This window comes from Mycolicibacterium pyrenivorans, from assembly GCF_025821625.1.
Classification (GTDB): Bacteria; Actinomycetota; Actinomycetes; order Mycobacteriales; family Mycobacteriaceae; genus Mycobacterium; species Mycobacterium pyrenivorans.
In genome coordinates, this window is the sequence record NZ_JACKSH010000171.1 from 15355 (window position 1) to 41841 (window position 26487).

Annotated in this window: 17 protein-coding genes, 2 pseudogenes and 1 other annotated feature; of the genes and pseudogenes, 12 read left to right on the forward strand and 7 right to left on the reverse strand. The window is 61.9% G+C overall.

The window, feature by feature from the left end; translation table 11 throughout:
- Positions 1–261: 261 nt before the first annotated feature.
- Positions 262–897, reverse strand: coding sequence for a TetR/AcrR family transcriptional regulator (locus H7I57_RS20115; protein WP_264025569.1), 636 nt, complete (start codon positions 895–897; stop codon positions 262–264).
- Between the two features lie 129 nt (positions 898–1026).
- On the opposite strand from H7I57_RS20115, the gene H7I57_RS20120 reads away from it, so the two are divergent.
- Complete coding sequence (locus tag H7I57_RS20120; protein WP_372510304.1) at positions 1027–4260, forward strand: arabinosyltransferase domain-containing protein; 3234 nt, start codon at positions 1027–1029, stop codon at positions 4258–4260.
- Between the two features lie 27 nt (positions 4261–4287).
- Here the strand turns inward: H7I57_RS20120 and H7I57_RS20125 are convergent, their stop codons facing one another.
- Positions 4288–5322 carry a hypothetical protein gene (locus H7I57_RS20125; RefSeq protein WP_264025572.1) on the reverse strand — a complete coding sequence of 345 codons (1035 nt, stop codon included), beginning with the start codon at positions 5320–5322 and terminating at the stop codon, positions 4288–4290.
- A 538-nt stretch (positions 5323–5860) separates the two neighbouring features.
- On the opposite strand from H7I57_RS20125, the pseudogene H7I57_RS33535 reads away from it, so the two are divergent.
- The 9 genes and pseudogenes from H7I57_RS33535 to H7I57_RS20170 all read left to right on the forward strand — a co-directional run.
- Positions 5861–5908 (forward strand): annotated as a pseudogene (locus H7I57_RS33535) (hypothetical protein); the annotation flags it as partial.
- Between the two features lie 494 nt (positions 5909–6402).
- Positions 6403–7035 carry a hypothetical protein gene (locus H7I57_RS33540; protein WP_264025598.1) on the forward strand — a complete coding sequence of 211 codons (633 nt, stop codon included), beginning with the start codon at positions 6403–6405 and terminating at the stop codon, positions 7033–7035.
- A gap of 136 nt (positions 7036–7171) precedes the next feature.
- Entirely contained in the window at positions 7172–7954 is a 783-nt protein-coding gene (locus H7I57_RS20140; RefSeq protein ID WP_264025574.1) for a hypothetical protein, read from the forward strand.
- Positions 7951–10014: a hypothetical protein gene (locus H7I57_RS20145; protein WP_264025576.1), complete on the forward strand. Its 2064-nt coding sequence runs from the start codon at positions 7951–7953 to the stop codon at positions 10012–10014. The genes H7I57_RS20140 and H7I57_RS20145 overlap by 4 nt, the downstream gene beginning before the upstream one ends.
- Positions 10011–10436, forward strand: a complete 426-nt coding sequence (locus tag H7I57_RS20150) for a hypothetical protein (protein ID WP_264025577.1) — start codon at positions 10011–10013, stop codon at positions 10434–10436. Before H7I57_RS20145 ends, H7I57_RS20150 begins: the two co-directional genes overlap by 4 nt.
- A 222-nt stretch (positions 10437–10658) precedes the next feature.
- On the forward strand, positions 10659–13640 hold the full coding sequence (locus H7I57_RS20155) for a DUF499 family protein (protein WP_264025579.1): 2982 nt from the start codon (positions 10659–10661) through the stop codon (positions 13638–13640).
- 29 nt (positions 13641–13669) lie between these two features.
- Entirely contained in the window at positions 13670–14047 is a 378-nt protein-coding gene (locus H7I57_RS20160; RefSeq protein WP_264025581.1) for a DUF7680 family protein, read from the forward strand.
- On the forward strand, positions 14044–17040 hold the full coding sequence (locus tag H7I57_RS20165) for a DUF1156 domain-containing protein (protein ID WP_264025583.1): 2997 nt from the start codon (positions 14044–14046) through the stop codon (positions 17038–17040). The genes H7I57_RS20160 and H7I57_RS20165 overlap by 4 nt, the downstream gene beginning before the upstream one ends.
- Complete coding sequence (locus H7I57_RS20170; RefSeq protein ID WP_264025585.1) at positions 17037–20606, forward strand: DEAD/DEAH box helicase; 3570 nt, start codon at positions 17037–17039, stop codon at positions 20604–20606. The genes H7I57_RS20165 and H7I57_RS20170 overlap by 4 nt, the downstream gene beginning before the upstream one ends.
- A gap of 16 nt (positions 20607–20622) precedes the next feature.
- On the opposite strand, the gene H7I57_RS33545 is transcribed toward H7I57_RS20170, so the two are convergent.
- Complete coding sequence (locus H7I57_RS33545) at positions 20623–21354, reverse strand: HsdM family class I SAM-dependent methyltransferase (RefSeq protein WP_264025586.1); 732 nt, start codon at positions 21352–21354, stop codon at positions 20623–20625.
- A 584-nt stretch (positions 21355–21938) separates the two neighbouring features.
- Between H7I57_RS33545 and H7I57_RS20180 the strand changes: the two genes are divergently transcribed.
- Positions 21939–23200 (forward strand): IS3 family transposase gene (locus H7I57_RS20180; protein ID WP_264025587.1). Its coding sequence is split into 2 segments (ribosomal slippage): positions 21939–22242 and positions 22242–23200, totalling 1263 coding nucleotides; the frame shifts between segments, so codons are not numbered across the junction.
- Positions 22238–22369 (forward strand) — a sequence feature (AL1L pseudoknot). It overlaps the preceding gene by 132 nt.
- Before the next feature lie 27 nt (positions 23201–23227).
- On the opposite strand, the pseudogene H7I57_RS20185 reads toward H7I57_RS20180, so the two are convergent.
- A pseudogene (locus tag H7I57_RS20185) lies at positions 23228–24000 on the reverse strand (IS256 family transposase); the annotation flags it as partial.
- On the opposite strand from H7I57_RS20185, the gene H7I57_RS20190 reads away from it, so the two are divergent.
- Complete coding sequence (locus H7I57_RS20190; RefSeq protein ID WP_443678338.1) at positions 23905–25488, forward strand: IS1634 family transposase; 1584 nt, start codon at positions 23905–23907, stop codon at positions 25486–25488. The pseudogene H7I57_RS20185 and the gene H7I57_RS20190 sit on opposite strands and share 96 nt — an antisense overlap.
- Here H7I57_RS20190 and H7I57_RS20195 read toward each other — a convergent pair.
- Genes H7I57_RS20195 through H7I57_RS20200 form a run of 3 tightly spaced genes read right to left on the reverse strand, consistent with a single transcriptional unit; the run spans position 25485 to position 26471 of the window.
- Entirely contained in the window at positions 25485–25835 is a 351-nt protein-coding gene (locus H7I57_RS20195) for an HIT family protein (protein WP_264025589.1), read from the reverse strand. The genes H7I57_RS20190 and H7I57_RS20195 overlap by 4 nt on opposite strands.
- Entirely contained in the window at positions 25832–26158 is a 327-nt protein-coding gene (locus H7I57_RS33825; RefSeq protein ID WP_372510306.1) for a macro domain-containing protein, read from the reverse strand. The genes H7I57_RS20195 and H7I57_RS33825 overlap by 4 nt, the downstream gene beginning before the upstream one ends.
- Complete coding sequence (locus H7I57_RS20200) at positions 26094–26471, reverse strand: macro domain-containing protein (protein ID WP_264025591.1); 378 nt, start codon at positions 26469–26471, stop codon at positions 26094–26096. Before H7I57_RS20200 ends, H7I57_RS33825 begins: the two co-directional genes overlap by 65 nt.
- Positions 26472–26487 lie beyond the last annotated feature (16 nt).

Sequence of the window (26487 nt, forward strand, 5' to 3'; positions counted from 1 at the left end):
CGGCTGCAACGGCGCTCAGCGATGCACGCAATGCGGTCCAGAGGGCTGATGAACAACTCGCCCAGGTGGTGCTACAAGCACGTCAAGCAGGCCTGTCCTGGACGAAAATCGCTACGAGACTGGGCACTTCACGTCAGGCCGCCTATCAACGGTGGTCTTCTCGCCAACCAACATCGACCATGGATAGTTAGGTGAGCGTGCCCAATTCTCGCGTTCGGCCAGCACAACGAACTGACCCCAGCGAGCTGGTCTCGGCTCCCCTCATGAGTGTTGAGGTGCGGCCGCGCGGGACGCCGGTGAGCGTCTCTGTAGTCGTGGCGATTCGGTCTCGAACGGCGCCAGAACGAGATCGTCCACCATCCGGCGATAAGTGTCGTCAACGCGGGCGTGATCGGTAGTCGTGAAGAAGTCGATGACGAGACCTTGAATGGCGGCTAGCGCCAGGCGGGCGCGGGTCTCGGCCACCGCAGCCGGCATGCCAATGGCTTCCATACGACGTTGGGCATTGTGGGTCAGCTGCGCCAACGTCTCGGCCGTATACCTGGCATAGGGACTGTTCTGACCGCAGGCAGCGCCGAACACCTGCTCCAGGATGCGCAGCCGTGAGCGTCCACCTCCGCGGGTGATGTGCTGCCAATCGTCAAGACACCACTGACGCAACTCCTCGCGCGTCGAATACAGCACGGGCTCAGGAACATTCTGCGCCTGCGACCCTTTCATGACGGCAAGGATGAGTTGCTCTTTACTTCCGAAGTAATACACCAGCATCCGCGCGCTGGTTCCCATCTCCGCAGCCAGTGAGCGCAGCGAGGTGTCGATGATGCCGGTGCGTGCCAGTACCTCAGTGGCGTGGGCGACCAACTGCTCACGCTTGGCATGGTCGATGGGCCGCGGCACACACTTGACTGTAACAGTTGTTTCGGTTATCCATAAGACGATGTCTTACAGGGGGTTCGGCAGCGTTGTGGTCGGCATACGCCGACGCCGGGTGGGCCTCCTGGCTGGATCTCCGGCTGGCGGAATGTCTTGGTAACCGATACGCGCGGCGATTCTCGCGAGACCGACCTAGGCGACGCGACCCCGGCCCGCCGCGGCGCTCGCTCGGCCTGCTGGGTGGCTGCCATAGCCGGCTTGTTGGGTGCGCTGTTGTCGGTCCTCGTCCCGGTGCTTCCTGTTGTGCAGAGCACTGCGACGCTGACCTGGCCACAGGATGGTCGCCTCGATAATGTGACCGCTCCGCTGATCACCCTCACCCCCGTAGATCTGCAGGCAACGATCCCCTGCTCGGTCATCGCGAACATGGATCAGTCCGGCGGCGTCGTACTCGCCACCGCGCCGCCACAGGCGCGGGACGCAACCCTTGCCGGGATGGTCGTCACCGTCACTGCCCAACGGGTCGACGTGGTGGTCCGCAACGTGGTCATCGCCAGTGTCAGCCGAGCACGAATGGCCGACTCGGGTTGTCAGCTTGTGGAGATTTCGTCGTCTGCGGCCGGCACCTACGCGACCGTCGTCGGCCTATCTGGTACCGACGGCCTGCCGCTACGGACGGGCTATGCCGATCCCAATTTGCGCCCACAGATAGTCGGGGTATTCACCGACCTCACCGGCCCCACACCGCCTGGCCTCGAGCTCTCGGCCACCATTGACACCCGGTACACCACCACACCCACGCTCCTGAAGCTGGCGGCGATGTTCGGCGGCATCGCCTGCACACTGATCGCGGTGCTGGCGCTGTGGCGCTTGGATCGTCTCGACGGACGCCGAATCCAACGCCTGATCCCCGCCAGCTGGCGGCGATTCGATGCGGCGGACGTCACGGTGCTGGTCGTATCGGTGGTGTGGTTCGTCGCCGGCGCAGGATCTTCCGACGACGGCTACCAAATGGGAATGGCTCGGGTGGCCGGACATGCCGGCTACATGTCCAACTACTTCCGCTGGTTCGGCAGCCCCGAAGACCCCTTCGGCTGGTACTACAACCTGCTGGCACTGATGAGCAACGTCAGCACCATCAGCCTGTGGATGCGCCTGCCGGACCTGGTGTGCATCCTGGTGTGCTGGCTGCTGCTGTCCCGCGAAGTGCTCCCCCGCCTGGGGCCCGCGGTGGCCCGCAGCCAACCAGCACTCTGGGCAGCCGCCATGGTGCTGTGCGCGGCGTGGATGCCGTTCAACAATGGCTTGCGCCCGGAAGGCCAGATCGCCGCCGGCGCCCTGATCACCTACGTGCTCATTGAACGCGCCATCATCTCCCGCCGACTCACCCCAGCCGCCGCGGCGATCGTGGTCGCCGCCTTCACCCTCGGTATCCAGCCGACCGGACTGATCGCAGTGGCCGCCCTGCTGGCCGGCGGTCGTCCCATCCTGCGGATCATCGCCACCCGTCGCCGCCAGGTCGGCACCTTGCCCCTGCTCGCACCGCTGCTGGCCGCCGGCACCGTCGTGCTGACCGTGGTATTCGCCGACCAAACCCTCGCCTCCGTATTAGAAGCCACCCGGGTGCGTACCGCCATCGGCCCCAGCCAACCCTGGTACACCGAGAACCTGCGCTACTTCTATCTGATCCTCCCGACAACAGACGGGTCGCTGGCCCGCCGATTCGGCATCCTCATCACCCTCGCGTGTCTGTTCACCGCGATATTTGTGCTCATGCGCCGCAAACGAATCCGCGGGATCGCACCCGGACCAGCGTGGCGACTCATCGCCATCATCTTCGCCACCATCTTCTTCCTCACCTTTGCCCCCACGAAGTGGGTGCATCACTTCGGACTCTTCGCCGCCGTCGGTGCAGCGATGGCCGCACTGACCACCGTGCTGGTCGGGCACACCGTGCTGCGCAGCCCACGCAACCGGATGGCGTTTCTGAGCCTGGTCGTCTTTGTTGTCGCATTGTGCTTCTCCTCGACCAACGGCTGGTGGTACGTGTCCAGCTACGGCGTCTACTTCAACGACGGCACACCACGACTCGGACCGGCCACCATCAGCGCATTACTCTTCGCGCTCTGCCTGGCCTGCGTGGTCTACACCGGCTGGCTACACATGACCGGCCCCCGCGCCACCGGGCCCCGCCACCTCAGCAAATACGCCGCCGCCTCGGTCCCGGCCGCGGCGGGACTCATGGTGGTCGTGTTCATGGCCTCCATGCTCGTCGGCGCGGTCCGCCAATACCCGACCTACTCCAACGGCTGGGCCAACATTCGCGAACTCGCCGGCGGCTGCGGGCTGGCCGACGACGTGCTCGTCGAACCCGACCCCAACAACGGAACCCTCGAACCCACGCCGGGCCCGTACGGCGCACTCGGCCCACTCGGCGGGGCTGACCCCATCGGATTCACCCCCGACGGCATACCCGAACACATTCTCGCCGAATCGATCTGGCAATCCAACAACCAGCCGGGCACCGACGCCGACTGGGACCAACCCGTCACCCTCGGACAACCGGGAGTAAACGGATCGCGTATACCGCTGCCCTACGGAATGCGACCCTCCCGCACACCAGTGTTGGGCAGCTTCACCGTCGGCCCTCAGCGACCCAGTACGCTGCGCTCCGCGTGGTACCGGCTGCCACCCGCTGACGCCGCCCACCCTCTCGTCGTCATCACTGCGGCCGGAACCATCACCGGCGACAGCGTGGTGCGCGGTCACACCACCGCCGAAACCGTCGCCCTGGAATACGGCAGCATCGGCCCCGACGGCCAACCGAACCCGCAAGGGCAGATCACGCCGTACGACATCGGGCCCCAGCCCGCCTGGCGCAACTTGCGCTTCCCACGCGACGCCATTCCCGCCGACGCGACCTATGTCCGCGTCGCCGCCGCCGACCGGTCCCTGGACCCCGGCGCATGGGTAGCAGTCACACCGCCCCGCGTGCCCGAACTGCGTTCACTGCAGGAGTACATCGGATCTACTCAGCCCGTCCTGCTCGACTGGATGGTCGGCCTGGTGTTTCCCTGCCAACAACCCATGCTGCACGCCAACGGCGTCACCGACGTGCCCCGCTACCGCATCTCACCGGACTACCCCGCCAAACTTCAAAACCCCGACACCTGGCAAGAAGGCCGCAACGGCGGACTACTCGGCATCACCGACCTTCTGCTCCGCGCATACATCATGCCCACCTATCTGTCCCAAGACTGGGGACGCGACTGGGGCTCTCTGCGCCGATTCGACCCCATCGCCGACGCATCTCAAGCCCAGCTCGAACTCCGCACCACTACCCGCACCGGAATGTGGAGCCCCGGCTCCATTCGAATCGGCCCCTGAACATCGAGGGGCAACTTCTTCGAATACTTAGCGGTCCAGTCCGACGTCTAGTGCACTGTTCGGCGCACCGGGCAGCGCAAGCAATGCCGGATCAACAGTCGGGTGAACTGGCTCGTAGAAGTGTCGAGCCCACCGTTTGATCGTGGGCCGAAGTCGATCCGGATACAGGATTTTCCGCTCAGTTCTGGGTGTTCGCTGCTGCGCGTGCACCTCGAACAACGCTACGGCGCATTCTGCGAACCCGACAGCAATACTGACCCCATCCACGATCAGGCGCGACATGTCCAGTTCACCGCTGGGCATGTAGTCCAGCGGCCATTTGAGCCCGTGCATTATGGCAGAACTAGTCAGGTAGAAGCCCGATGCGGTGTCTTCAAATCCGAACGCTCTACGGCCGTATGGCTCGCCCTCTGCCGCGTGGGCAGGTGGATGTTTGTCAAGCCACTTCGCTGCGAACCGTACGACGCCGTCACTGGTACGCACGGGTGCCTTGGGCGTGATGTTCTCGCCCCGCCGCAGCATTCTCACACGATTGTCGAACAGTCGGACGTGCTCAACGAAGTCCTTATACTGCTGGGTATCAGCGTGATTCGGGTCGGTGTTGAACCACTTGGTAGTTGACACATGATAGGAACGTTGAGCGTTCAACTCTGAAGTTGTGAACCGCACGCTCAAACCGCGGCGCATCTGACGATCACGGTCAGACAATAGCCAGATCGTCGTCGCCGCCGACTCCATAGCGGTACGACACTGAGCAAGGATCGACGTTGTGTGACTGTCACGCGACTTGGGCCGCCACTCAATCAGTTCTGCTGTCACGCAAAGACAGTCGATAGCGTTCATGATCGGAAACCGAGCTGTAGCACTAACCATGTCGCCCGTGTATTCGTTCATGAACCCTGCATCATCGGCGGCCAGACTGCTGTTCGGGTCCGCGTACTGAGGGTTGAGCCCCCACGTGTACAGCTCCTTGCCTCGTTGCGCCCTTATCAGTGTCCGATGCATCGCGTCGGCTGTCGTCAGCTTCTCGGACAGCCGAGTGAACAGCTCGGCAGGGTCCATATCGGCTAGTCTCGGATCCATCGTGGCGTCCTCCCCCCGTCGCATCGCGTGATCGCGTCATCGATCTAAGTCAACTTTATGCGCGAGGTCGGACACCCCGAACCGGGACAGGGAGCTGCACACGCCTTCCGGATCACCCACCGGCGGCCGGGCACCCAAGCGCGAGGCTGAACAGTCCGGGAACCCGAGTTCGGCCAACTCGGATGGCTGTCGACCCAGTGCCGATCTACAGCAAACAATATGTGCGCAGCAGAGGCATCTCGGACATCGTTCGCAAGTGCCGCGCCACGACCGTGGAGGGTTGGGCCTTCGCTTCGTCCGGGTGGAATTATGCGGCCGCTCCACTCAGGAGGAATACGGCGGGATCGAATACGGAGGGTTACCAGTAAGAGTTGGCACATATGCACACCGACACTTGACGTAGGCATACTGTCGCAGAATACTTGGCGGTATGGCAATCCCCCGCCTCGTCGAGTTGATCGACAGGTATCGGGCCGCCCACGGCGTCAGCGAATCCGAGGTGGCCCGCCGGATCGGCATGTCTCGTGAGAATCTGCGCAAGTGGCGGATTAACGGTGTCAGCCGCCTCCCGGACCGCGAGAATCTGGCGGCCGTCGCCCGCGTGATCGGCAAGCCCTATCGCGAGGTCGTTTCTGCGGCTCTCTTCGACACCGGGTACCTCACCGACGACCAGGCGTCCACACCGAGGCCTCACGATGAGGTTCTCCACGACGCGATCAGCGTGCTTACCGAGGCAACCCGGCTGACCAATCAACCGATGCGGCAAGCGACGTCAGGCCAATGGGAGGTCGATCCCGATCCACGCGCCGCGCTGCGCATCGACTGGGCCGCCTTCGTAACGCTGGCCCTGGCGGGCGCGGCGGCCAACGTTGGGAGTATCGAGGAAGCTTTGGCAGGCCGGCCAGGCTCGTGGGAGGCCGAAATGGTGCGGCGCACACTACAAGCCACGGTCTTTGACGACAAAGACTTACTGCGCCATCGCACCGAGCCGGTCGTGGTCGATCTCTGGGTGGAAAGCATTCTTGCCCAGATCGACGACGGCAGCGCACCGAGCCGGTCGTGGTCGATCTCTGGGTGGAAAGCATTCTTGCCCAGATCGACGACGGCAGCGACGACGCCTATGCCGACGCACAACTCGAACTCGATGCCCGCGCCGACGCCATTCCTGAGGCCGCCGACCTGCCGCCGGGCCCCTTCTCCCCCAACGACCCTCGCATCGCAGCCGTGGACTGGGTGGACGTGGACGACAACGGCTACCTGGTCATCACCCACGATGGCTGGAACGGCGACGCTGACGACGTGGCTCTACTCTCCGAGCTCTCAGCGGAGGCCGAGGCCTCCCGCGATCCAACCCCCGGCGAGATCGCCTATGAGCAGGCCATGCAGTCGATCACTGCCCTGGTCGACGCGCTCGCTGAGCAGCAGAAACGCGAATACACCGAGTACGCGACCCGGCTCACCGAGGCCATCCACGCGCAACTCGCGACCCTAGAGCTAACGGTACCGCTGTCGATCACCATCACCCTCGCCCCCGAGACCTGGGCTCACGAGGACTTCGACAAGCACGCACCGCCGACGTACTCCAGCAGCGCCATCGAGGGCGCCATCGAAAGCGCCGTCATGGTGACCCCCACCCCTGCAGCCCTCCCGGGCAGTCCCCTCGAACGGCTCGAAGCAAGTCAGAACCGATGACGCTGGCGCCGTTGGTCGATCAGCTGCCTGACGTGCCCCCTATACCTCGGTGCGGGCCTCGAAGGGAACGCCGAGGCTCATCGTCCCAGGTGACCTCCTGCAGCGAGCAGCCCACGCCATGCGGCATGGCCACGCCTTGACACCCAACGAGCAACAGTTCTGGATGATCGGGTGCCGAAGCGCCCGCGACCGGCTTAACCATGAATACCCCCACTACATCATCCGACCGAACCAGTTCAACGACACACTCGGAAAACTCGTCGAGGATCACGGCCTTTCAATCAGCAAGCCCCACGACATGCGCCGCCTCCGAAAGACGGTCAAGAGCGCCCGGGCAGCTCTGCTGGGCACGCTGGCCGGCGCTGCCGGGGATGATCATTCGGTAGAGGTCTTCCGGGGCCACTACGCGCAAACCACGACCGTCCACACTATCGCCGCCCAGACGGTACTGCGTGCGCAAAACAAAGTGCTGCATCGCGCGTCACAAGGGCCAACATTCGTCACGGCCACAGCTGCCGAGATAGCGCAGAATCCGACACCTTCTGAGTTCACGGAGATCGCAGCATCCGTTGCCGCCGAAACACCAACCGAGCAGGAGTTGACCATCGCTGCGTGCCGAGATCCCCTCGGCGCACCCTTCCAGGAGAAGGGCGTGCTCTGTCATGCTTCGCCGTCGATGTGCCTGCAGTGCCGTAATGCCATCGTGTTCCGCGACCACCTACCACGCCTCATCGCCTACAAAGAGGCCTTGGATTCGATCGAAAAGAACACGGCTCCAGTGGTATTCAGTGAAATTTACGGTCAACAGCGTGTCAACATCGACGCCATCTTCGCGGAGTTCCCGCCCGAACAGATCGACGCGGCCCGCCGGGCGCCCGTTCACGTGCATCGTCCACTCGGACAACGGGCGCAACAGTGACACTTCAGCCAGATCCGGCCGCCTTCCCCCGCCCAATTTTCGATCCGGACGCCGCGGTGATACCGGACGAACTCCGAGCGGCCGACGGACCCGTGCCCCGATTTGCAGACCTCCCGCGCTGGGATCTCACGGCCCTTGGCTTGCCGCCGAATCTCAATGCTGCACAGGCACATCTGCGGTTCGACGTCTACCCCGACGACCAGTGGGTCGAGACTGCGAAAACCCTCGTGATGGCCATGCTGCATCCGACCAATCCGGTTGTCCGGCAGGCGGGAATCTATCGATCAAATCGCCCTTACAAGTTGAAAACCCTCCGGCACGTACTCACCGAGCTGAAGTACCTTGCGGAATGGGCCGACTCGACCGGCTTGACAGCCAACCTCACATCGTGGACCGACGCCGACTGCGGGGCCTACCTGGGCTACCGAAAAGCGCAATCCACGTTCGCACACCGGTCTGCCAACGACCTTCTACGCCACCTTGCGGAGTTCAGCGGATTGCTGCCCTATGGCGGCATCCGATTCCAGGTAGAGCCCTGGAAGACGCCCAATACCGGCGAGGTGAAGACCGCGGTGATCCCTCCGGGCACCTTCTGGCCGCTGGTCCGGTCATGCTGGACCTACATTGACGTTTTCGCACCGGATATCATCGCCGCCCGCGACGAACTTGCGACATTCGAACGGAGTTCTAAGCAGAGTGGGGCCACGCCCTCCTCGCGGGAGATCGACGAGGCGATCGAAACCTGGCTGTCATCGCCCGAGGGATTCGTTCCACTGCATATCAGCACCCGCCGACGCGCACGTGCGGGAGAGATCAACTGGGACGGGTTGGCGTTCTGCATCACACCGCGGATAGAGGCCGCCAACTTCTACGGAACCCGTGGCCCTGCAAGGAAACTCCGCATCAGCCAAGCAGTCAGCAAGGGTTTCCCCACCCGCTATGGCTACAGCTCAGTTCAACCGGCCACAGTTGAGAGGATAGACGGCACGAACGGACCCTGGATCAGCGGTTTCGATCGGACCATCACGGGGATGGAACTCACCCAATTGCGCAACGCCGCTTATATCTTCGTGGCGATCATGACGATGATGCGCGACAGCGAAGTCCAGAGCATCCCGACCGGTTCCCTCGCAACCCATTACGGTGCACCCGCAGTCACCAGCACTCTGCATAAGATGCAGCCCGCCGGTGGAACTCCTCAACGCTGGTGGGTCAGCGAACCCGTCGTCCGAGCGCTGAAAGTCGCGGAACAGATCACCCTCGACGAGAACCGGCTCTTCGGAACAGCGCAAAAGGGTTCTCTCCGCGACCTAAAAGGGTTCGACCAATACGAGCAGATCCGATCGTTCGTCACGTGGGTCAACGAGCACTCGGCCCACACCGGACTCGAACCAATCCCGGCCACGCCTCTTGCTCCACACATGTTCCGTCGCACCATGGCCGTGATCACCGCCAACGAGCCCGACGGCGAGATCGCCCTCGGAATCACACTGAAGCACAACACTATCCGTGCGCTGGCGAACGCCACCACTAGCGGCTACGGCGCACCCACCCCCGAATGGGCCAGGGAATTCGAACACCAGGAGAAGGAAGCTGCCGCTGGCGAACTCGTCGCAGACTGGGCACGACACGACCAAGGAGAACGCACCGCCCGTGGCCCCGGCGCAACGCTATTCGTCAACGGGCTCGCCGAGGTCACCCACCGTGCCAACACCACAGTGAACAAAGGCGACGACCGCATGCTGCGCAACCTACTGCGGGACGAATTCGCAACCATCCGATTGGGCACCCTCAATCACTGCCTCGGCGACCCATCCAAGGCCCTGTGCCTGGAGGGCGCAACGGACACCGTGAAGGCCGGCGGTCCGATCCCCAGCATGTGCCACCCTTCCACCTGCCGAAACTCGGTCATCACCGACAAACACCTGCCCATCTGGCTGAACGAGGAATCCGACCTCATCGACAAGCTCAAGGACAAAAAGATGGCGGCCGTGCACCGCGAGCGCCTCGAAACCCAGCTCGCCGACGTTCGCAAGATCACCCGACAGGAGCCGAAGTGACCAACGTTGGACCGGCGACCGAGAAGAAGCTTCGCGATGCCATGGAGCGCCTCCTCGCGGGGAAGGCCAAACGGACCGACGGCCGCCTCACCAAAGCCAACCTGCACACCGAAGCCGGCATCAGTCGCGCAACCATGAACCGCGCCACCGCTGTGATCGCCGACTGGAATGCGGCCGTCGACTCGCAAACAGCACCCCGCGACTCCAAGCTCGTCGGACTGGAGGAAACGGTCACCAAACTTCGGCAGACGATCACGAAGCTGCGCGACCACAACGCCGACCTCGAACGCCGGAACAAGGCTGCCGTAACTGTGATCGCCGAACTCAGCGCCCAGCTACGCTCTGCCCGAGGTGAGAACCCAACCGGCACCGTGACGCCTCTCCGGAAAGGCCGCTCTCCAGGTAGGCAGCGGTCTCGTTGACGCTTGTACCCGGTGCGAGCCAGCGATCAGGCCGAAAGCGGGCTCTTGATCGAATCTGTCGGGGGTCTGCGGTTGAGTATGGTGCCGTTGCGTAGAGCGTCGGGGTGTGAGGTTGTCCGCACGCCGCGTCTCATGTGCGAGCAAAACATCGGATGCCGGATCGAAGAGCCGATAGCTGTCGGATTGAATGGCTAGGGTGACCGGTCAGAAGGAGGCGCAAACGTGAGCTTATTTGACGATGTCAGACCTCGGTCCGACGTTTTGGACGGCGAGCTAACTGAGGCAAGGTTTGCCGCCAGTCTCGAAGAGGTGGTTTCGGGAACTGCGCCCGAAGCCTACGGGGATCCGACCGCATTCTTCGCGTCCACCTACCCGTCTGGCGGGCTAAAGTCGCTGCTCAATGAGGCAATCGGGCGGGTGACGGGTGGACGCCCCGATGCCGCCAGCGTGATCCGACTAGAAACGAACCTTGGCGGGGGCAAGACTCACAACCTGATCGCCCTGTATCACGCCGTACGTGGAGGGCTGCGACCCGACCAAGCCGCCGAGTTGATGGATGCCACACTGCTCCCCAAGAGCCCTATCAAGCACGTCGGTGTGTTCGTAGGTACCAGCGCCGGCGCATCGACCTTCCCGGCCATTGATGGCGTCGCGGCCAAGACGATCTGGGGCTACCTGGCGTTGCAGCTGAGCGGTCAGACCGGATACGAGATTGTGAGGTCCGACGACGAGGCTCTGACTGCTCCTGGTTCGGACGCAATCAAGCGCCTACTTGGTGACGAGCCCTCCCTGGTCCTCATCGACGAAATCGCCCGCTACTATGCCGTCGCCAAAGGCGTGGAAGTCGGTAAGACGACTCTGGCGGGCCAGACCACCGCGTTCCTCATGGCGTTGATGGAAGCCGTCGACGCCCTCCCGCAGGCGGCACTGGTCATTACGACGACTGGACTTACCGACGCTTTTGGAGAGAACACCGCCGACGTCCTAACAGCGATCGATGAAGCGCGCGAACTCATGGCGCGCAAGGAACTTGTGCTGCGCCCTAGCGGCGAAGCGGACCTCCCGAAAATCCTCGCCCGACGGCTATTCGAGCCCATTCCGGCTGGCGTCGCCGGTCGTGTCGCCCAGGACTACGCTGAAGCTGCCGAAGCTGCATTCAATAGCGGCCTCGACCTGCCTGAAGCTATGACCACCGCGGGGTGGTCTTCTGAGGTGGCTAACACCTACCCCTTCCACCCGGCATTCATTCGGGTCCTCGACAAACGGTTGTCGACCATCCCCAATTTCCAGCGCACCCGCGGTGCGCTGCGGTTGCTTGCTCGTGTCGTTCGCGACCTTTGGCACAACAAGCCAGACGGCACTCAGCTCATCCACATTCACCACGTCAACCTCGCCGACAAAGTGATCGCGGAGGAACTGTCGAGTCGGCTCGAGCGCGCGGCCTACGAGCCCGTTATTCGTGCCGATATCGCTACTCAAGGTGGCGAACTATCCCACGCGGATGTGATCGTCCAGCAGATGGGGACCAACTACGCACGCCGCCTAGCAACCGGCATCTATCTCTACTCCCTCACTCGTGATGTGCCGGGCGTTCCCGCCTCGGAGCTTTACGGGGCCACCCTCGCACCCGGTGACGACCCGAACCTCATCCAGCGATCTCTGGATGTCCTCGAAGGTGCTTGCTGGTACCTGCACGCAGACATACGCGGGTTCCGGTTCTCAACGGAGGCGTCGCTGGTCAAGCTGATCCAAGAGGCCGAGGCCGAGATCAGCATCACCAAGGCGCGCACTGAAGCGACCAGCATCTTGGCTCAACGCTTCAAGGACGCCGCTCTCAAGGTCAAGCGGGCCTGGGAGGACGCTAAGGTCCCCGACAGCGACGAGGACGCCTGGCTGGTAATCGTGCATTGGGATGAATTCGGTGACGCTCGCGGCGTCGACCCTCACGGCACCATTCCCACAAAAATCAAGGAGTTGTGGGATCGCACCCCTTCGGGTGGCATTCGCGAGTACCGCAACCGGCTAGTCATCCTTGCACCCTCACAGGCCACCCACGACGCAATGGTGCGCGCAGTTCGGACTCGGCTCGCCCTGGCCGCATTGGACAGCAATCCGGAGGTGCTTGCGGCACTAACCCCTGAAAAGCGGGAAGAGCTCAAGAACAGGCGCAAAGAATTCGACATGCTCGCCCAGATCGCCGTCTGCAACCATGTGAACATTCTGTATGCGCCGACTGGCAGTGGGTTGGAATCCATCGAACTCGACGTCGTCACCCAGGCCTCCGCGCGCCCAAACCAGACTGATGCCATCCTCGACCGGTTGGCCACCATGGATAAGACACTCACGGCTGGTTCCAAACCGCTCGACCCCGGCTATGTAAAAACCAAACTTGGAGAACTGCTCCAAAAGGCGCAGCCAACAAAGGAACTGATCCGTGCATTCGCTCGGCGCACCGACCTGAAGATGGTGCTCGACCGCGCGCAACTGGTCGCGCTCGTCGGGGCTGGCGTCCGTAATGGAGTGTGGGAGTACCACGATCCGGAACGTGGAGATGAGGGATGGGCTACCAAAGACCGCCCCAATGCCGCTGTCCGCTTGGCGGAAGATACCTTCATCTATCCGCCGGGCTCGGCGCCTCCGCCCAAAGAATTGGTGTGTCCTTTCTGTGGTGCTAGTCATCCAGGCGCAACGTGCGGTGGTGGTGGCGGCGGCGGCCCTGTAACGCCTCCTCCTCCCGCGCCTGGCACGCTGTTTACGGGGGTGGGCTCGGCCGGTAAAGCATTCGCGGACGCACGCGCGAGCGCCGCTGAGGCGGGCCGACATGATCTGAAACAGATCAGCGTTACCATCGATCACGTCGGCCCCGGCGCAGGCACGGAGCTGACGAGGCTGCACACGGTGGTCAATCCCGGCACCCTCGGGGTGACACTTCGTTACGACGTCGACGCCACAATAGTTCTGACCGATCCCGACGATTCCGTGCAAATCCGGTTTCACGGCACTCCAACGGATTACGCGCCACTGCGAGAGGCGCTTAAGCAGCTTCTAGGGCCGCGGCAAGCAACGCTGAAGGCTTCGGTAACTGCTCGTTGGGAGGAGCCCATCCAACTTTCCGGTGATGCAGTCAACGCTATTGCGCAAGCTGCAACAGATACTGGGCCGACGAAATGCTCGATCGCCGTAAACACTGAGGCAACAGGGTGAGTCGGGCCGAACGCTACACATGCCTTCTCGTGCGCGACGACGAGGGACGCGTTATCGCTGTTGAAATCGATGTCACCGACCTTGAAGGTGCACAAAGAGTGATCCGGGTCAAGGGCTATCAGGCCGCTCACGTTGTCGCTCCGTTGCAGGAAATATTCCGCGCGGCGGCACTGCGCGGTAGGCAATGGACGTCTCCACAAGCGTTCGAACTTTCTCCAACCCTCGGAGCTCATGCCGAACTCTTACTGCGGGCCATCAAGCCGTTACGTCGTATTGACCGAGTCACGAGTGTTGCAGGAGGGATCGCTCACATGAGTCGCGAAGAAGCCAGCTACTGGCATGCGCAAAGCCAACGCCGCCACGGCCTCAAAGCCCTTAGGGTTCTGCTGGACGGAGCTGGCAAGTGAAGCGCCCGCTGATCGAGCAGTGGCTTCCCGCTGCCGCTATCGGCGCTGAGAGTATGCGTGAGCGTGGAGCCTCCAGCGCACTACCACCACTCAACTTTCTCCATGTCTGGTGGGCCCGCCGGCCGCTCACCGCTAGCCGCGCTGCCGTACTCGCTTCACTGCTCCCAGCGTGGCCGAGCACAAAGGAAGCGGAACGGGACGAAGAGACCGCCAAACTCCTCACAGAGCTTAAGAACCGGTTTCCGGGCGGCGAGAACGCGTACAGGTCTTGGTATCTCAGAGCACTAGGGATTCTCGGTGACCCTGTAGCGGGTAGGGCAGCAATCAAGGCCGCGAATGCCGCTGGCATCAAACTTGAAGGCAATGGCTATGGGTACCCGCGAGCCTTTACCCTCAGCCCCAGCGAAGAAGACCTGAAGCTTGCCCACCAACTGGCAGCTCTCCGGTCAGATGGCAGCGACACTCCCGTCGTTCTGGACCCATTCGGTGGCGGAGGATCAATACCTTTCGAGGCGGCGCGCTACGGGTTCGAGACGATTTCGAACGAACTGAACCCCGTCGCGACTGCGATCTTGAAGGGAACAGTATCCCTTCCAGCGAAGCTCGGGCCGTCCTTCGCAAAAGTGATCGAGGACTGGGGGGCGAAGTGGGCAAGCAACGTGGAGAATCGGCTCGCCGAGTACTTCCCGCGCAATCCAGCAGAGTCGATCATTGCGTACGTCTGGGCACACACTGTTCCATGTCCAACTACTGGCCGCCCGACTCCACTGTCGCCGGATTTTTGGCTTGCCCACGGAAAAGCCGGACGCGAAATTGCGGTTGCCCTTGAAGTCGACAGGAACAGTGGAACGTACGGGCTCCGGATCGTAGAAGGACGCGAAGCGGCCGAATGGGGCAGTCGGTCGACATACAAGCGGGGGGGCGCAGAGAGCATCTGGACAGGTGAGACTTTTTCGGGTGACTACATCCGCCAGATGGGGGTTGAGCATCGAATCGGGCAGATGCTGCTGGCGGTCGTCATCAACCGAAGTGGAGTGGCTGGCCGTCAGTTCCGGATCCCGTCAGAGGCCGATGTGGAAGCGGCCGCTGCGGCTGAACGCGACCTAGGAAAGTTCCGTCCAGCCTGGGAGATTCAGGATCTTGTACCCAACGAGCCGATCTTCGAAGGTAAAGAGACGAAACGCAGTGTGGATATGGGCCTGACCAGATGGTCCGATATGTTCGCGCCCCGCCAGCTGCTCTCCAATGTCACAGCTCTGGATGAGCTGCGGAAGCTAGTCGGCGAAGCGCGCGCACAGCTTGGGGATGACCATGCGCGGTCGCTCGGCTTGTATCTGGCTCTCGCCCTTGATAAGGCTTGCGACTACAACGGGATGCTGAGCAGCTGGCATTCATCGCGAACCACGGTTCGAAACACCTTTGATCGACACGACTTCGCCTATAAGTGGTCGTTCGCGGAGTTTGACGCGGCGCATTCGCTTTTCCCATGGGCCGTCTCCCAGGTCGTCGATGCTTACGAAGGCATCGCGAAACTCGCGTATCAGCCAGAGTTGCTCGGTCTTGAGGAGCGTCGTGCCGAGGCAGTTGTTTTGAGAGGTTCGGCTACCCAGATTCCACTTCCTGACGCGTCTATTGACGCTGTGGTTACTGATCCGCCCTACTACGACAACGTCATGTACGCCGAGTGTTCCGACTACTTCTACGTATGGCTGAAGCGGTCTCTCGGCGACACCTGGCCTGAGTTCACCGACCTAGTTATCACCGACAAACAGGATGAGGCTGTCGCCAATCGAGCTCTATTCAAAGACGTTGCTGCCCCGGCCAAACGCGGAAAACGCCGCCCAGCCGACGGCAAGACAGCCGACGAACTCGCTGATGAACGCTACGAGCAGTTGTTGACAGCCTCCTTCCGCGAGGCACACCGCGTCCTGAAACCAGCCGGCGTGCTGACAGTGATGTTCACGCACAAAAGAGTTGATGCGTGGGACACGTTGGGGGCGGCGCTACTCGACGCGGGGTTTTCTATAGGTGCGTCATGGCCTGTTCATACCGAAAGTGAGCACTCACTCCATCAAGCCAAGAAGAATGCCGCGGCCTCGACGATATTCCTAGCTTGCCGGAAACGGCTGTCTAGTGCACCGGCCTACTGGGCCGACATTCGTTCCGATGTGGAACGTGCAGCAGAGCAAGCCGCCTCACGGTTCGCAGCTGAGGGTATTACCGGCGTCGACTTGACGATCGCAACCTACGGACCTGTGCTATCGGTTCTCTCTGATAGTTGGCCGGTTTACTCCGGTGAGTTGAGTGCCGATGGGCAACCTGAGGTCTTGCGCCCCGATGCGGCGCTTGATCTAGCACGTGAACGAGTGGCGAGCCTGAAAAAACGTGGCTTACTCGGAGGCCGTGATGTCGAGTTTGACCGAGTGACCGATTGGTATCTTCTGGCGTGGAGCGACTTTCGAGCTGCCGAGTTCCCATTCGATGAGGCCCGCAAACTTTGTATCGCCACTCACCTCGAGTTCGAAGATCTCTCCCGCCGCGACAAGATCGTCAAAGCTACAAGTGGTTCGGTGACCTTACTGACACCGGCCCAACGCCGAACTGCTGGCGGTCTCGATCCCGACGCATCGTCGTTTACAAATTGGATCGACCGGCTGCACGTTCTCATGTTGATCTATGACGAGGACGGCCTCCCTGCGGCGCGGGCATGGCTTGCTCGGACAGGAATGGGTGAAGACACGCGCTTCGCCGATCTGCTCCAGGCCGCACTTACCGCGATCCCTCGCGTTAAGGACAAGGGACAGTTTCTCCGTCCAGAGGCTCGGATTCTTGACAGCCTTCGTACCGCCTTGTTCGACCAAATCCCGGTCCCCGTTGATTCGACCGCTACTCAAGCGCCGAAGGGTCTGTTTGAGATCGACGGCGAACTTGGGTTTAGCGTGCCTGGCCAGCTCGGCTACGAGGAAGAAGAGGCCACCGAGGGCGCAGAGTGACATTGGAACTCAAAAGTGAGGGGGAAACTGGCCGTCCGGGTCTGCGCGGCATCGACTTGCAGCCGGGTTACGACTCCAGCGACAGGGTTCTGGAGATCTTCTACGTTCCGGCTCTGTCACGGGCGATCTCCTATGACCGTTCAGTCGGCTATTTCCGTTCGTCAGCCCTGAGTGTGGCAGCCCGGGGGCTCTCCCGTTTCATCAATGGTGGCGGCCAACTACGTCTGTTGTGCGGGGCCGAGATCACGGAGCTAGACCGTGAAGCGCTACTCGGGCGAAGTTCGCTCGAGGGTTCGTTTGCGCAACGGTTGGCCGATCGGCTGGTGACTGATAGCGAGGTTGACCAGAACCGTCTGCAAGTGCTCGCGTGGCTAGCGCAACAGGGTCGTCTTGAGGTGCGCATTGCGATCGCGGTGGATGCCAATGGAGACCCGATCGTCGGCGGTACGCAAGATCCCTACTTCCACGAGAAGATCGGAATCCTCCGGGATGACCAAGGTGATGGAGTAGCGTTCCAAGGCTCGATAAATGAGTCGGCCACAGCATGGACAAAGAACTTCGAGTCGTTCTCGGTGTATAGCTCGTGGGGGGCTAGTTCGGGCTACTTCAGCTTCTGGGCCAACAAGTTCGATGAGCACTGGGCCGGCCATATATCTGGTTTCAGGGTGTATCCGCTACCGACCGCAGCTCGGGACAAACTCCTTAGTATTGCTCCTAACAACCCGCCGGAAACTCGAGACATAGAGGAGCCGCCCCCGATGGGGGTGGACGCTGTCGTCGCACGGTACATGCGAATCGCTCCGCGCTTGGTCGGTGCAGAATCTCTGGCAGAAGCGACGATTGGCCTCGAGCTGTTCCCTCATCAGCGCCAGGTCGCCGAACGCCTAGCTGGCCTTTATCCCCGGTCGTGGCTACTGGCCGATGAGGTCGGTCTGGGAAAGACGATCAGCGCAGGTATTTCGTTACGGCGTCTCGTACTCGATGGGCGGGTCCGTCGCGCTTTGATCCTTGCACCGGCGAACGTCTGTCGGCAGTGGCAGGACGAGCTCTTTGAAAAGTTCGGGCTCTGGGTTCCACGGCTGGACGCCAACAAGGTCTATGGAGCCCATCCTTCGGATGTTCGCGGTGTAGGCGCCAACCCGTACGCCGAACACCCGCTGCTGATTGCATCTAGCCACCTCGCTCGCCGCCCGGAGCACCAGCGCCTCATTCTTGGGGCTGCTCCCTACGACCTGATCGTGGTTGATGAAGCACACCACGCTCGGCGAACCCACATGGCCGAGAACCGATATCGGCCCGGCCGACTGTTGGAGTTGCTTGACCAACTGACAGATAGGGGTGCTACCCGAGCCTTATGGTTGTTGACCGCCACGCCAATGCAAATCGACCCAGTAGAGCTCCGAGACCTGCTCGTGCACGTCGGACTTCAAGGAACGTTGTCTGATCGCGATGCCTTCAACCGATTCTTTCACGAACTCGGAAAGAAGGATGTCGCACGCATATCGTGGGACTGGCTCGATCAAGCCTTGCGTGAAACTGCCTGCCTACCACGGACCGCCGCCGATCAAGCATTACTGGAAGAGATCAGACGCACTGCGGGAGCCATCGCGGCCGCAAGGATCGAGCGATTCGGGACGGGTCAACTACCGGCATCGGAAATCGTTAATGCGCTCGATGCCAATGGAATTGATGCGCTCCGCAACTGGATTCGCAACATCGGGCCGGTCGGTCGGCTCGTCACACGACACAGCCGACAAACTCTCAAGATCTACCGAGATTTGGGGCTGTTGTCCGAAAAACTTGCTGATCGTGATCCTTTGCCGGTCGTCATTCCTTTCGGCAATGAAGAGCAAAAACTGTACGACCAGCTGGATGAACTCATTGATCGACTAATGCTGGCGCATGGCACCACCAAAGGCGCAGGATTCATCCTGACCGTCTACCGACGGCGATTGACATCATCGTGGGCAGCCATTCGCAAGACCCTTACCCGCCGCCTCGATCATGAAGAGCTCTTGCTTGACGATGACCTTCTAGACGAAGTCGACGATGAAGAGATCCAGACGACCCCATCCGGAACGATCAACCAGAGCCAAGCGCTACCGCTGACTGCCGAAGAAATTGCTGAAATCCGTGGCTACGTCGAACGAATGAACTATGTAACCGACTCAAAGTTCAACAGACTGCTTACGGATCTGAACGAGTCTCGCGATGTAGGCCGATCCACCATCGTGTTTACCCAGTTCGCAGACACCCTGGAAGACTTGCGCGAACGGCTTAGTGGCGCGTACCGGTACCAGATGGCTACTTTTACCGGCGCCGGCGGCAAGATTTTTCGAGAACTCGACGGCTGGGTCGACATCTCGAAGCGCGACCTCGTCGAAGAAGTTCGTGCACGGCGCATCACCGTCCTACTGGCCACGGATGCCGCCAGCGAAGGACTAAACCTCCAGACCTGTAGCTACTTGATCAACTACGACATGCCATGGAACCCCATGCGGGTAGAACAACGCATCGGCCGAATCGACCGCCTAGGCCAGCAGGCTGCGGTCGTACGAATCCGGAGCTACTTCATCCCCAACACCGTGGAGGAGACCGTATACCAGGCCCTTGCCAACCGCATCGACGTGTTCAGCGGCCTACTAGGAAGCCTTCAACCCATTCTTGGCGCCACAGAACAGGCATTCCGACGGATCTTTCAGGCACCGAGGAGCGAACGCCTAGCAGCGCAACAGCAAGCGGTGAAACAACTTATCCACCGTTTGGACCATGGCGACAGCCACGGATTGGACACCCTGGCCGAAGATCCTATGCCGTTGCCCGGGCATCCACCATCGCCCGTCACGCACGCGGACCTTAGAGATGTACTAGTCGATCGGTTCGCAGCGGTGCTTGATGATATGGACCGGCCTGTTACCTGGACGCCATCCCGCGCTTCACGCGACCCTCAGGCATGGACTGCGCTAGGTACATATGGCCACCCGCGGCTTTACCAAGTCTTGGATCAGCACGCCGGGGATCACCTTCCCGACGACACTGCGCTGGTTCTCTCTCCCGGCGACGATGGGCCGGCCGTAGCGGTTCGAGCGGATCGGACACCGCCAACGCTAGTCACAGGTCTCGTCGAGGTCGACCAACTTGGCCCCCCGACAGCTCGTGGTGAAGCTGAAACACTGGCTGCATCAAAGTCTTTCGCGGCGATCGAAAGCCGCCGAGACTACGAGAATCAGTTGGCAGCACTACAACAGAAGCAGTCCACCGATAGCTTGCGCGAACGATTCACTGCCTTGGTTCGCGAGACGATTGGCGCTGGCTGTGCCGCGTCGCGCCATGGCGGTGGTGACGCGGCTGACCCTATCGCCATTTGGTACAGCCTGGGCTCTGATAGCAGCAGTCCTTGGGCCTATGCGAGAGCGATGCAAGATCGGTTGGGGGTCCCACTCGGGCAACTTATTTCCGGTGACTTTGGCGCCGATGGTGATGCGATCACGCCGCAACGTTGGACGCAGGTCAAGCAACGCAATGGCGAGAAGCTTGCGAAATTGATCAGCGAGTTCACCAAGTGAACGGGACCACCCAGAGTCAGGCGGCTGCGAGTAAGCAATCCCGCCTAATGAAACTGTCTCGTGAGACATCAAAATTTCGCATAAACGCCGGGTCGTAGACGCGGCCCTTGAACGGCTCCAACATCTCGACGAGGGTGCGCACCACCGACCGCGGGGTATAGAACGAGCCGGCGTCCTTGCCGGTCTCCTTGCCGGCGAACTGGCCGAGAAAGTACTCGTAGACGCGCCCGAGCACGTCGTCGGAGCCGTGGTCGTCGGTCGTGGTGAACCCGATGCTTCCGATGAGGTCAACGAGCCTGCCCAGACGTTCCTTGTCGAGTCCCTCGCGCCCGTAGTTGCGCGGCAGCACGCCGCGGAGGCTGGGGTTCTCCTTCTCGATCAGGTCCATCGCGGTGTCGATGTCCTGGCCGACGCTGGGCAGCTTGGCGCGATCCTGGATGTGCTGCCAGCGGGCCTGCGGCGGCACCCAGAACACGTTGTGGCTGGTGTACTCGTCGCGGTCCTCGATGAACTTCGCCCGCCGCGCCTCATTGGGGATGTAGTCGTCGGAGTCGGGGTCCGCCAGCGCCGCCTCGATCGCAAGCCGCCGCTCCTCGAAGCGGTCGGAGATGTACTTCAGGAACACCAAGCCGAGGACGACGTGCTTGTACTCCGACGGCTCCTGATTGCCGCGCAGCTCATCCGCGGCCGCCCAGAGTCGTTGCTCGAGCGACCTCGTATCGGTCTTGACCTTCTTGGCCCTTGCCACGTCGTTTGGCCCCCTTCAGTGCCCGGTCGTGCCGCCAGTATTCCAAGCCGGTACCGATTGAACGGCATTCCCGACGCAGCGGCGTCAGACGCCCTCAGATGAGGTTGACTGGAGAAGGCTCGACAGTGTGCCCTCGCGCCCGCAGATCGGCGGCGATCTGTTGGCGTACTCAGCCAGCAGGTACAGCGAGTCGTCGCTAGCAACACTGAAGCTTGTATGTCCGCCGTACTTCTTGATTAGGTCTTTCGGGAACCACTTGAGCATGGTGTTGGCGAGCCACTCCGGATAGCCGGTCTCCGTGGGCAGGGATTGATCGAACGCCTCGCTCCCGTTCGGGGAGTCGTCTACCAGTTCGCCGCTGTCTTTATCGTGGGTCCCGTACTTCTCAAGAACTCGTGACGGCGCTCATCGAAAATCCCCGGCTGTGCTTGAATCGCCCTGGAAATCCTGGAGGCTCCTGACCTTGGAAACGAGGATGCAGGTATGCCGAAGGAACAGTCTGCTGGGAAGCCCACGACCCGCCGCTATAGTGAATCGCCCTGGAAATCCTGGAGGCTCCTGACCTTGGAAACGAGGATGCAGGTATGCCGAAGGAACAGTCTGCTGGGAAGCCCACGACCCGCCGCTATAGCGCGGAGGAGAAGGCCGCGGCGGTACGGATGGTCCGGGCGCTGCGCGCGGAGTTGGGCAGCGCGCAGGGCACGGTGCAGAGGGTGGCGAACCAGCTCGGCTACGGGGTGGAGTCTGTCCGCACTTGGGTGCGCCAGGCCGATATTGATGAAGGCTTGACACCCGGGGTGTCGACCGCCGAATCTGCGCGGCTTCGGGAGCTCGAGCAGGAGAACCGAGAACTCAAGCGGGCCAACGAGATCCTGAAGAGAGCAGCGAGTTTCTTCGGGGCGGAGCTCGACCGCCAACACAAGAAATAGTCGCCTTCATCGACGCCAATCGGGCCGAGTTCGGGGTCGAGCCCATCTGCACCGTCCTGCGCAGCGCAGGGGTGTCGATGGCCCCGAGCACCTATTACGACGCCACGACCCGGCCACCGTCGGCCCGGGCCCGCCGCGATGCCGTTTTGGGGCCGGCGCTGCAGAAGCTCTGGGAGGACAACTACCGCGTTTATGGCGCAGTCAAGCTGTGGAAAGCCGCGCGTCGTGCCGGCCACGACGTCGGCCGTGACCAGGTCGCACGCCTGATGCGCAGCCTCGGGATCGAGGGCGTGCGGAGACGCAAACGGGTCAAGACCACCACAGCCGACCCGGCCGCGGCGCGCCATCCCGACCTGGTCGGGCGTAAGTTCAGCGCCACCGAGCCGAACCAGTTGTGGGTGACCGACCTGACGTATGTGCCGACCTGGGCCGGAGTGGCCTACGTCTGCTTCATCGTCGATGCGTTCTCCCGGACGATCGTGGGCTGGCGTGTGGCGTCGAACATGCGCACCACCATGGTGCTCGACGCGCTGGAGATGGCCCGCTGGTCGCGCGGAAACACACTGCCGGGCTTGCGTTGTCACTCCGATGCCGGATCGCAGTTCACGTCGGTCCGCTACGGCGAACGGCTCGCTGAGATCGGCGCGCTGCCCTCGATCGGGTCCGTCGGTGACAGCTTCGACAACGCGCTGGCCGAGACGGTCAACGGTTACTACAAAGCCGAGCTGATCTACGGTCCCGCCCGGGGCGGACCCTGGAAGACCGTGGAGGACGTCGAGCTGGCCACCCTCAGCTGGGTGTACTGGAACAACACCGCGCGGCTACACAGCTACCTCGGGNACATTCCGCCCACCGAGTTCGAAGCCGCGTTCTACGATGCACAACGGACCGACCAGCCCCTGGTCGAAATCCAATAGCCTGAGCCTCCGGCAGAACCAGGGCGATTCACAGCACACGATCAGCACGTCGCGCACACCCCGATTGGCCAGATCAGCACAGACCGAAGCCCAAAACGAGGCGCCTTCGTTCTGCTGGACCCAGATGCCCAGGACGTGCTTGATCCCGGCCATATCGACGCCCACGGCGATGTGAGCAGCCTTGTTGCGGGTATGGCCGCCGTCTTTGACCTTGACCACGATCGCGTGAGGTAGATCACCGGATACAGCGCGTCCAGCGGCCGGTGCTGCCAGGACAGCACGGCCTCGGAGATCTCGTCGACGATCTTGGAGATCGTCTCGTGCGAGACCTCGGTTCCGAGCGTCGACTGAAGATGAAATTGGATGTCGCGCACTGTCATTCCGCCGGCATACAGCGAAATGATCATATCGTCGAGCCCGCCGATGCGGCGCTGACCCTTGGGCACCAGCCGTGGGGTGAACGAGCCCTCACGATCGCGCGGGACGTCCAAAGGCACCGGGCCGGCCTCGGTCTGCACGGTCTTGGGAGAGCTGCCGTTACGGGCGTTGGGCAGCGCGCGACCGGCCGGATCACCCTTCTCGTAGCCGAGGTGATCGGTCAGCTCAGCAGCCAGCCCACGCTCGAGGGCGAGCTTGATCAACCCGGGCAGCAAGCCGCCCTCACCGGTCAGCGCCACCTCGCCGGTGTCGATCTGAGCCAGCAAATCGTCCACCGCGCCCGACGCCCGAAGAGCCTCGGCCATCTCCTTAGTGGAGACCACCTCGTCCAACTGGAAATCCTCGTCCTTGCCAGTAGCCATGTCCTGAGATCCTTCCGTCAGGACTTACACAGACCATCTGACACCCCCGCCCAATCGATGGCCGATGTCGCCGATTTCCGTAAGCAGGCGTTGATCGCCGAACAGTCCCGGCCCTCGGCGCCGGCCCCGGTCGTGGCCCCAGGGCGCACGCTCGGAGCCAGCTCGCGTCTGCTCTACGACACCCTCGGCCACGTGTATGACTGGCTCGGGTTCGATACCGTCGGCGATGCGGTGTTCCGGGATTTGGTGATCGCCCGGATCGTCGAACCAACCAGCAAGCTCGACGCATCGCGGGTGCTGTCCGATCTGGGCGCCCAGGTGGTGTCCTACAAGACCATCGACCGCCATGTCCGCAAGATCCACGCCAATGGTCACCGTGACGCGATCGCCAAGAAATGCTTCGCCTACGCCACCGACTGCGGCGGCCTGTCCCTCATTTTGTACGACGTCATGACCCTGTACTTCGAAGCCGAATCCGAGGATTCGCTGCGCAGGATCGGCTACTCCAAGGAACGGCGGGTCGATCCTCAAATTGTTGTCGGTCTGCTGGTGGACCGCAGCGGATTCCCTTTGGAAATCGGCTGTTTCGAAGGCAACACCGCCGAGACGACCACGATCGTACCGATTGTCACCAGCTTTCTGGCCCGCCATAACCTTGAAGGCACACCGATGGTGGTGGCTGCTGATGCCGGGATGCTCTCGGCATCGAACCTCGCTGCGCTCGATGAGGTGGGGCTGTCGTTTATCGTCGGTTCCCGTGGGACGAAGGCACCCGGAGATCTGGAGTCCCACTTCCATTGGAACGGTGATGTTTTCACCGACGGACAGATCATCGACACCGTGACGCCGCGGCACGGCAACACCAAGGTCAACACCACCAAGTTGCGTGCCGAACCGGTCTGGAATCCCGACAGCGACACCGCGGCGTGGCGGGCGATCTGGTCGTATTCGGCCAAACGAGCCCGCCGCGACCAGAAAACCCTCGCGGCTCAGGAAGCCCGGGCCCGGGCGATCGTCTCCGGGGAGAAGAAAGCCAAGACAGCACGATTCGTCAAGACCCGAGGCGACGACCGTGCGGTCGACGAGGCCAGCCTGGCCCGCGCTCAATCCCTGGTCGGACTCAAAGGCTACGTGACCAACGTGCCGGTCACGGTGATGCCGGCCGCCGAGGTCATCGCTAAGTACCACGACCTCTGGCACGTCGAGAAGTCGTTTCGGATGTCCAAGTCCGACCTCGATGCCCGACCCATGTTCAACCGCATGCGCGATGCCATCGAGGCCCACTTGACCATCGTGTTCACCGCCCTGGCGGTCTCCCACGCCATCCAATCCCGCACCGGCCTGTCCATCGCCAAAGTCGTCAAGCAACTGCGCCCGCTGCGCTCGGCGACCATCACCATCAACGGCGCCACACAGACCTTCCCACCGGAAATCCCCGACACCGAACACAAGATCCTCACCGATCTCGGCTACAACCCTGGGTACTAAGCAAAATGTCCAAACTCAGGTGGAAGGGTCCCTGCCACGTGGAAATGCACGTGGGCGATCGTCTGATCGGCGATTCCCGGCCGCTGGTAGGCGTCGTCGATTGCCCGAGCCGCGGCACGCACACCGATCGCCAAGGCAACGACTTCGCTGTCACGTAGGTCCACGATCGTCTCTCTGTGCGTTGTGGGAACCACCAATAGGTGCGGCAGCCCGCGCTGCTCGCGTGTTACCAATACGGCGATCTCATCGGTTCGGGCGGCTACCGTGAATGGGCGCCTCCCTGAGAGGTAATCGCAAAAGGCGCACGCCGCGTTGTCGGGAATATCGAGCGCCGACTCGCCGCTCATGATGGCTTGAGCGATGTTAGAAATGACTGCAGCTCAAGCCGATCCAGTTTTTCGTAGTCCTCGGGGCGCATTACTATTCGCAACTCACTGCACACGAGGTTTTTCCTGGATGCGAACATGAACGACAAGATGGTGAAACGCAGTGAGTCCTGAGTCGGAACGATGCTCGACATGCGGGACATCCCGCCACCGATGACGGGCATGCAGACTGTTCGGCCGTTGGACGAACGCGCGATCGCTACCCAAAGTCGGTTCAGACTAATCCAAAGCCCGTCGGGGAGTTCCCTGCGCGTTGTTGTTCTCGTCCATTCTGGTGACTGCAACGAAGTACAGTTTGCGTCCTGGATGGTCGATCGTCGCCACAGTTCCCAACGGGTAGCGAACGGTCTTCCCTTCCTTTGCTACATCACCAGCAGGCTCGGTGTTACTAAGTGCTGCAACCAGATCACCGTCGAGACGCGAGATGTTGTTGTCGTAGATTCGTTCGAGTGCTTGCCCTTGCAGACTGTTGCGGGCGATGATGTTCGGGGTGGCTGTGTCGAAGGCGTCGCATGTTGTGATCACCAAGTGCTCGGTCTCTTCGTCCAAGAGGTCGCCTTTGACGACTCGGATCCGCGTATTGGGTGTCTCGTACATCCTCGATGGGACGCGG

Excerpts from the sequence above, each read along its gene's own strand:
- H7I57_RS20125 (WP_264025572.1), bottom strand. The coding sequence starts at position 5,322 with ATGGACCCTGCCGAGCTGTTCACTCGGCTGTCCGAGAAGCTGACGACA.
- H7I57_RS20195 (WP_264025589.1), bottom strand. The coding sequence starts at position 25,835 with ATGAGCGGCGAGTCGGCGCTCGATATTCCCGACAACGCGGCGTGCGCC.
- H7I57_RS20200 (WP_264025591.1), bottom strand. The coding sequence starts at position 26,471 with ATGTACGAGACACCCAATACGCGGATCCGAGTCGTCAAAGGCGACCTC.